The sequence below is a fragment of the Algoriphagus antarcticus genome (assembly GCF_002150685.1).
Classification (GTDB): Bacteria; Bacteroidota; Bacteroidia; order Cytophagales; family Cyclobacteriaceae; genus Algoriphagus; species Algoriphagus antarcticus.
This window is the reverse complement of sequence record NZ_MSSW01000027.1, coordinates 142,783-150,632: the sequence shown is the minus strand read 5'-3', so window position 1 is coordinate 150,632 and position 7,850 is coordinate 142,783. Positions and strand designations below refer to the sequence as shown.

Sequence of the window (7,850 nt, the reverse complement as noted above, 5' to 3'; positions counted from 1 at the left end):
CTTACATTACTTCAAAGAACTTAGCGTCACGCATTTGTGACTCTGGTCAGATACTGAAACCCTCGTTTCCGCTTCCGTTTTTCCCCCTTCCTTGCTGAAGGGAGTGCAAAGGTAAGCCGTTATTTTTAAACTGCAACACCTGTAGCAAAATTAATTTTTAAAGTTTCTCAGAGTCCTAAACCGCTCCGACTTTATTCCCTTCTCTTCAGATGGGTGCGCAAAGGTAAGACTTCATTTTTGACTTCCTAAACCTGATGCAAAATTAATTTTTTCAATACTTTTTGAGCTTCTTATTCCTCATTCCCCGACACCGTTTGTGTCGTTTGGGAGTGCAAATATCTACCTTTTTATTTTAGTGGCAAGAGATATCTTCAGATATTAATTGATTTTGACATAAGCCCCTGATAGAGACGGGGAAAAATTTCCACGAAACAAAAATGCCCTAACAACTCAGTCATCAGGGCATTTAATCTATAGCTTTTGGCTTTTAGATCTTTTTCAAAACAATATTTCTCCAGTAAACCTTAATTCCTCCACCATCATGGATCTGTAGGTTAATACCGCCTTTTCCATCTCCTATTTTAGCATCAGAGAAGTTTACCATCTCTACGCCATTCAAATAGGATGTAACATTATCACCCTTGACGACAATCTTCATTTTGTTCCATTCTCCGAACTTCAAATTCTTATCTTTTTCTGGATCTGGCTTAACTAACCAGCCTCTACCGTAAGATTCGTAGATACCACCAGTATCGTTACCTGGAGGTGCAACCTCTACTTGCCAGCCTGAAACTTTCGTTCCATCAACTGTTGATCGAATAAATACACCACTATTGCCATTAGCCTCTTGCTTGAATTCCAATGTGATCTCGAAATCGTCGTACTCCTCATCAGTGCCTAAATAACCATAGCCTTTATCTGGTCCGCTTTCAGAAATCAACAATCCATCTTCTACATACCACTTTTCCGTTCCATAAATGGTCCAACCTGAAAGATCCTTACCGTTAAAGAGTTTTACTTTCTTCTGCCCATACGCAAAATTCACAGACGCTAACAATAGCACCGCCACTAATACCTTTTTCATAGTTTTCTAATTTTAATGTTTTTGAACCAAGTCTCTGCACCATGATCCTGAAGGGAAATCAAACCAGTTTTTGAAATAGCATAATCAGGGAAGTCATTCCACTTACCAGAATTACGGGCAGTTGTCCAAGCTTCAGAATAAGGAACGAATTCAACTGTCTTTTTCCCATTCAAATAATAGCTTGAGCCTTCTTCAGAGAAAATGATTTTCGAGGTGTTCCATTCGCCTGCTGGTTTCACTACTCCTTCATAATCTGGCTCTGTCATTGCATAATCTGCTCCAATTGATTGCCATTTCTCCAATGGATCTGCAAAACCTAGCTGATCAATCATCTGGTATTCTGGCCCTGTCTCGTAAGGTGCCTTGTATTTTGGATCTTCTACTACGTGATAAAGAACTCCACTATTTCCTCCTGGAGCTATTTTCCATGTCCATTCCATCTCAAACTCTTCAAATTCAACTGGAGCAAAAACAATGTCTCCACCAATATCTCCACCTTTTCCCAGTGCTTTCAACGCTCCATCTTCTACTGTCCAGCCGTCTGAAGGAAAACTTTCCCCGTTAAATGCTCTCCAGCCATCAGTATTAGTGCCATCGAAAAGAAGCATCCAACCATCTGCCTTTTCTTCTTCTGAAAGTGAATTTTCTGCTACCAGGACCTCCTCAACAACTGTTTCGGTCACTGAATCTTCGGCGGGCTTTGGTCCACATGACCAAGCAAAGACGAACAATGCCACCCATGCATATCTTGTATTTTTCATATTGTGATAAGTTTCAAAGTAATTGAATTCAAAAGTTAATTGAATTTTTTAATAAAGTGTCTCAGCTAAACAAATTTTTTTATGTCAAGTATTTGTAAAGATTTACTTACTCCTTATATATAGTGTTCACAAGCTCTCGAGATATGATTTTGCTTTCAGCAGCCTAGTGCCATACCATGAGAAAATCTCCCCATCTACTACCCTGATTTTAGCTTTAGGCAAAAGTGTTTGGAAGTAATGTATATGCGCTTCTTTAAAAGGAAAAGGCTCCGAGCTCAGCAAAAGGTGCTCAGGGTTCAAATCAACGAACTCCTCAATCGAAAACTGTGGATAACGAGAAGTTTGGATCAAATTCTCAAATCCTGCAAAACCCAGCATCTCATTGATAAAGGTGTCAACTCCAGCTACCATAATAGGGTCTTTCCAGATCAGATAAATGGCCGATCCTTTCTTGGGACTTGGCAAAGCAAAGTCTGAATTTAAATGCTTGATGATTTCTTCAGCTTTAATATTTGCTCCAAGCATTCGTCCTAAACGCCCAATCATCTCCAAGCTATCCTTAAGATTATAAATATCACTCATCCAAACTGGATATTTTTCCATCAACTCCTCAATTCCTGACTGCTCGTTTTCTTCCTTATTGCCAATAATCAAATCTGGTTGCAACGAATCAATCACATCGATTCGGTAATTCTTTGTCCCACCAACTATGGTTTTGCTCTTTCTCAAGATTCTGGGATGAACACAAAACTTGGTCACTCCCACTATCCTTTCTTCCAATCCTAAATCAACCAATAGCTCCGTCTGTGAAGGAACAAGAGAAACGATTCGCTGAGGTGGATGCGAAATAAAAATTCTGCGCTTGAGTTGATCGAAATACTCCATATCCAATGTGAAAGTCCACAGCCGCGATGGCTGTGGACTGGGGACTTATTTTATGTATCTAAAATCAAAAGTAGGATCAAACTCAAGTAAAAATTCATACATCAAGTTGATCACTTGCTCAATATCATCTTTACTTGCGGTCTCAACGGTCGTGTGCATATATTTTAAAGGAAGAGAAATCAAAGCTGATGGGACTCCCTCATTAGAATAAGCAAAAGCATCGGTATCAGTACCTGTGCCTCTAGATGCTGCAGCTCTCTGAAAAGGGATTTCATTTTTCCTGGCTGTAGCGATAATTAGATCAAGTAATTTCTTGTGAACAGAAGCCCCAACTGGTAATACTGGCCCTTTGCCTGCTGTGAAATCTCCACTTGTCACCTTATTATATAGAGGAGCAGTGGTGTCATGGCAGACATCTGTGATAATTGCCGCATTAGGTTTGATTTTGGCAGCGATCATTTTCGCTCCACGAAGGCCAATTTCTTCCTGCACCGCATTTACTATATAGAGTCCAAAAGGCAGTTTCTTATTATTCTCTTTGATTTTTCTGGCAACCTGAGCAATCATGTAGCCGCCAATTCTATTGTCAAGTGCCCTTCCTGAATAGAATTTCCCATTCAATTCGGTCAATTCATCTTTGAAGGTGATCACACAGCCTACGTGAATCCCCATTTCTTCCACTTCATCTTTGGATCTCGCACCGACATCGATAAATATATTATCCAAAGTTGGGGTATCCTCTTTTCCATCTTTTCCATCTTTTCTGACGTGAATGGCTGGCCAGCCAAAAATGCCGGGAATCATACCTTTGTCGGTGTGGATATTTACACGCATAGATGGCGCGATCATATGATCTGAACCCCCATTGCGGCGCACATATATATAACCATCCTCCTTGATGTAGCTAACAAACCAGCTGATCTCATCCGCATGCGCTTCGATCACCACTTTGTATTCAGCCTTCGGGTTGATTACCGCTACAGCAGTTCCATAATTATCAGTGAAATAATCATCTGCAAATGGCTTAATATAATCCAGCCAAATCTGCTGACCTGAAGCTTCGAAGCCTGTAGGGGAGGCGTTATTTAAGTACTTATATAAAAAGGTATTTGAATCCATATTAAAATTGTGTTTGAAAATTTATAATTGACTTGATCACAAAGGTATATTCCCATGCTTTTTCCTCGGGAGTTTATCCACCTTGTTTTCTAGCATTTTGAAGGCTTTGATTAGTTTGATACGAGTTTCGGACGGCATAATGACTTCGTCAATGAAGCCTCGATGTGCTGCTCGGTAGGGATTGGCAAACTTGGCAGTGTACTCATCTACTTTCTCCTGTAGTTTAGCTTCTGGATCTTCGGCTTCGGCGATTTCTTTCTTGAAAATGATCTCCGAGGCTCCCTTCGCTCCCATTACTGCAATCTCGGCTGTTGGCCAGGCAAAATTCAGATCGGCGCCGATATGCTTGGAATTCATCACATCGTATGCTCCTCCATAAGCTTTTCTGGTAATAACCGTAATTCTCGGTACGGTGGCCTCCGAAAATGCATACAGCAATTTTGCCCCATTCGTTATTATCCCATTCCATTCTTGATCCGTTCCGGGCAAAAAGCCTGGTACATCCACCAAAACTAAAAGCGGCACATTGAAGCTGTCGCAAGTTCTCACAAAGCGTGCGGCTTTGACAGAAGCGTCATTATCCAAAACTCCTGCCATAGATTGAGGTTGATTGCCAACAACTCCTATGCTGCGACCAGAGATTCTAGCAAAACCAACAACAATATTGTCTGCAAAGTTTTCATGTATCTCCAAAAATGAATTTTCATCCACAATACCTCTCACAGCATCACGAATATCATACGGCTGATGTGGATTCTCAGGAATCAAGGTATCCAACTCCTTTCTGCTTTCGTCCTCTAATAACTCATAGGGATAAACTGGAGCAATTTCCTCACAGTTTTGAGGCATGTAACTCAAGATCTTTTTGATATGCCGTATACATTCTAGCTCATTTGCGCAAGCAAAATGTGTGACTCCACTTTTGGAACTATGTGCAGATGCTCCACCTAGTTCTTCCGCAGTGACATTTTCTTGAGTAACTGTCTTTACCACATTTGGACCGGTCACAAACATATAGGAGGTGTTTTCCACCATCAATATAAAGTCGGTGATCGCGGGGGAATAAACCGCTCCTCCAGCGCACGGGCCCATGATCGCGGATATCTGAGGCACCACTCCAGAAGCCAAGGTATTTCTATAGAATATATCTGCATAACCACCGAGAGAATTCACACCTTCTTGGATTCTTGCTCCACCTGAATCATTCAACCCAATCACAGGAGCTCCATTCTTCATCGCCATATCCATGATCTTGCAGATTTTCTCAGCATGGGTTTCTGAGAGTGATCCTCCAAAAACGGTAAAGTCCTGCGAAAAAACATATACCAACCGCCCATTCACTTCTCCATATCCCGTGATGACACCGTCGCCGAGGTAATGCTCCTTATCCAGACCAAAATCTTTTGCACGATGCATCACGAACTTATCGATCTCCTGAAACGTCCCCTCATCCATCAGCAATTCCACGCGCTCGCGGGCTGTAAGTTTACCTTTCTGGTGTTGGGAAGCTATTCTCTTTTCTCCTCCTCCAAGAAGTGCTTCAACATTTTTCTGTTTCAGCAACTCGATTTTGCCTTCTTTACCGGGCAAAGTATAATTGGGTTTATCCTGCTTGCTCATTTGATAGTTTTTAGACTTGCCCAAATATAACAGGCTTTGGCTGCTATGAAAAAATCCACAGAGAATGAGCTCAGTGTTAGAGCCTTTTTGTGAAAATTGTAAAAAGTACCTGTTAAAAGTGGCATACGAGAATCAATCTGACAAATCCTTAACCTAGGTATGTCAGAGACTTTCTCGAAAAATTGGGTAATAAAGTAAAAAGTAGAAAGGCCTCATTTCAAATAACTTTCTATATTCGCCCATCCAAAAAAAAATTGGCAGCGTATGAGTACCCGAAAGGCAGCGGTGATAGACATGGGGACCAATACATTTCATTTGTTATTGGTAGAATTAAATGGTGTCAGTTTCAATACAATTTACAAGGAGAAAATCCCTGTCAAATTGGGAAAAGGCGGTATCAACCAAAACCATATTGCGGACGACGCCAAAAAGCGCGCTTTTCATACGCTCCGACACTTCAAAAATCTTATTGAAGGAGAAAATATCCCCCAAACTTTCGCTTTTGCAACCAGCGCTGTGCGCAATGCCGAGAATGGACAGGACTTCGTCCAAGAAGTTAAAGAAACTTTAGGCATTGAGATCAGAGTACTATCCGGTGAAGAAGAAGCTCAGATGATCTATGATGGGATCCGACTTTCTGGTTCTCTCAATGGTCGAACAGAACTCATGATGGACATCGGGGGCGGTTCTGTAGAATTCATTATCGGAAACAGCCAGCAGTCGATTTGGAAGCAGAGTTTTGAAATCGGAGGCCAGCGTTTATTGGAGCTTTTTCATTACCACGATCCAATTCTGCCAGAGGAAATAGATAGGCTAGAGGCATATTTGGAAGAAAAACTTCAACCTTTGATTGAAGCTATTAAAACATACCAGCCAGTTGGTTTGGTGGGAGCTTCAGGGACTTTTGATACGCTGACGGATATTTACTTTGAATCCATGCTTCAGTGCAAACTCACCGGACGCCATGTATTTGAGTTGCCAATAGAAGAATACGAAGCGATTCATCGCCTGATTTTGAGTAAGAACAAAGAAGAACGTCTGCAGATTCCTGGCATGATCCCCATGCGGGTGGATATGATCGTGGTAGCATCGAGTTTGATCGAATTTATCCTGCGCTACATCGAGGTGGATTTTATCACCTGCTCGCATTATGCACTGAAAGAAGGCGCAATTTCTTCGCTGCTAATTCAGGAGCAAACCGCCTAATCAGGCCTTTCAAAAACTTTCCTTTCTTATCTTTAGCCAAAATTTACCGGCTGTATTAATCCCCCAATTCCTATGAATTATTCCTACGAACAACTTCACTCTTTTACGCTAGGCATGCTTTCCAAAATCGGATGCTCTGAAAAAGATGCAGTGACGGCAGCAGATGTATTGCTTTCGGCAGATCTTCGTGGAGTAGATAGTCATGGAGTAGCACGGCTTTCTGGCTATGTGCGTTTGTGGGAAAAAGGCCGAATCAATCCTACGCCGAATGTGCGGGTAGTTCACGAAACTCCCTCCACAGCGGTAGTCGATGGAGATGGCGGGTTAGGTTTGGTAGTTGCTCCTTATGCGATGAAAATTGCTATCGAGAAAGCCAAGATTGCTGGAACAGGTTGGGTCTCTGTGAAAAACTCGAACCACTATGGTATCGCGGGCTATCATGCCATGCAAGCTTTGGATCATGATATGATCGGCATTTCAATGACCAATGCCAGTCCGTTGGTAGCTCCGACTTTTTCACAAGAAAGACTTTTGGGTACCAATCCGATTGCAGTAGCTATTCCTGCTAAAGACCAACCTCCCTTCGTTGCCGACATGGCAACCACGACGGCTGCGAATGGCAAACTGGAAATCTTGCAACGCAAGGGAATGGATACACCAATTGGCTGGGTTCAGGACAAAGATGGTAACCCAACCACTTCCACCAGTGGAGTTAAAGATGGTGGCGCTTTACTGCCATTAGGCGGCGATCGTGAACACGGGTCGCATAAAGGCTATGCACTTGGATCAATCGTAGATATTTTTTCAGCGGTGCTTTCCGGTGCCAATTATGGCCCTTGGGTTCCTCCTTTCGTGGCTTTCTTGGAGCCAGATCCAAATCCCGTAGGAGAAGGAATCGGTCACTTCTTCGGCGCTATGCGTGTGGATGCTTTCCGCCCTGCGGATGAATTCAAAGCACATATGGATAATTGGATCACACGTTTTCGTGCTGCTACTCCAACGCCGGGAAATGAAAAAGTGCTGATTCCTGGGGATCCTGAACGGGAACTGGAAGCAATTCGGATGAAAGTTGGGATTCCATTACTTGATCCTGTGGTGAAGGATTTGACGGAATTGGGAGAACGGTTTGGGGTGAAGTTTTAGGAATGTTGGATGTCGGATGTTGGGTGACCGGT

At 42.4% G+C, this 7,850-nt stretch carries 7 protein-coding genes; 2 read left to right on the top strand and 5 right to left on the bottom strand.

All coding sequences use genetic code 11. The annotated features are described in order from the left end of the window. Positions 1 to 487: 487 nt before the first annotated feature. The 5 genes from BVH04_RS10905 to BVH04_RS10885 form a co-directional block, all read right to left on the bottom strand. The gene (locus BVH04_RS10905) at positions 488 to 1,084 is read right to left on the bottom strand and encodes a 3-keto-disaccharide hydrolase (RefSeq protein ID WP_086541500.1); all 597 of its coding nucleotides are present in this window, start codon (positions 1,082 to 1,084) and stop codon (positions 488 to 490) included. Then, positions 1,081 to 1,845 carry a 3-keto-disaccharide hydrolase gene (locus BVH04_RS10900; protein WP_086541499.1) on the bottom strand — a complete coding sequence of 255 codons (765 nt, stop codon included), beginning with the start codon at positions 1,843 to 1,845 and terminating at the stop codon, positions 1,081 to 1,083. The genes BVH04_RS10905 and BVH04_RS10900 overlap by 4 nt, the downstream gene beginning before the upstream one ends. A 126-nt stretch (positions 1,846 to 1,971) precedes the next feature. Beyond that, on the bottom strand, positions 1,972 to 2,730 hold the full coding sequence (locus tag BVH04_RS10895; RefSeq protein WP_086541498.1) for an ABC transporter substrate-binding protein: 759 nt from the start codon (positions 2,728 to 2,730) through the stop codon (positions 1,972 to 1,974). A gap of 45 nt (positions 2,731 to 2,775) precedes the next feature. After that, entirely contained in the window at positions 2,776 to 3,849 is a 1,074-nt protein-coding gene (locus tag BVH04_RS10890; RefSeq protein WP_086541497.1) for a M42 family metallopeptidase, read from the bottom strand. Between the two features lie 36 nt (positions 3,850 to 3,885). Further along, positions 3,886 to 5,469 carry an acyl-CoA carboxylase subunit beta gene (locus BVH04_RS10885; RefSeq protein ID WP_086541496.1) on the bottom strand — a complete coding sequence of 528 codons (1,584 nt, stop codon included), beginning with the start codon at positions 5,467 to 5,469 and terminating at the stop codon, positions 3,886 to 3,888. A gap of 264 nt (positions 5,470 to 5,733) precedes the next feature. Here BVH04_RS10885 and BVH04_RS10880 point away from each other — a divergent pair, with 264 nt between their 5' ends. Next, complete coding sequence (locus BVH04_RS10880; RefSeq protein ID WP_086541495.1) at positions 5,734 to 6,675, top strand: Ppx/GppA phosphatase family protein; 942 nt, start codon at positions 5,734 to 5,736, stop codon at positions 6,673 to 6,675. A 72-nt stretch (positions 6,676 to 6,747) separates the two neighbouring features. Beyond that, positions 6,748 to 7,818, top strand: a complete 1,071-nt coding sequence (locus BVH04_RS10875) for an Ldh family oxidoreductase (RefSeq protein ID WP_086541494.1) — start codon at positions 6,748 to 6,750, stop codon at positions 7,816 to 7,818. Positions 7,819 to 7,850 lie beyond the last annotated feature (32 nt).

What these genes read in the sequence shown, in the direction of transcription:
- BVH04_RS10905 (WP_086541500.1), bottom strand. Translation starts at nt 1,084, where the DNA reads ATGAAAAAGGTATTAGTGGCGGTGCTATTGTTAGCGTCTGTGAATTTT.
- BVH04_RS10900 (WP_086541499.1), bottom strand. Translation starts at nt 1,845, where the DNA reads ATGAAAAATACAAGATATGCATGGGTGGCATTGTTCGTCTTTGCTTGG.
- BVH04_RS10895 (WP_086541498.1), bottom strand. Translation starts at nt 2,730, where the DNA reads ATGGAGTATTTCGATCAACTCAAGCGCAGAATTTTTATTTCGCATCCA.
- BVH04_RS10890 (WP_086541497.1), bottom strand. Translation starts at nt 3,849, where the DNA reads ATGGATTCAAATACCTTTTTATATAAGTACTTAAATAACGCCTCCCCT.
- BVH04_RS10885 (WP_086541496.1), bottom strand. Translation starts at nt 5,469, where the DNA reads ATGAGCAAGCAGGATAAACCCAATTATACTTTGCCCGGTAAAGAAGGC.
- BVH04_RS10880 (WP_086541495.1), top strand. Translation starts at nt 5,734, where the DNA reads ATGAGTACCCGAAAGGCAGCGGTGATAGACATGGGGACCAATACATTT.
- BVH04_RS10875 (WP_086541494.1), top strand. Translation starts at nt 6,748, where the DNA reads ATGAATTATTCCTACGAACAACTTCACTCTTTTACGCTAGGCATGCTT.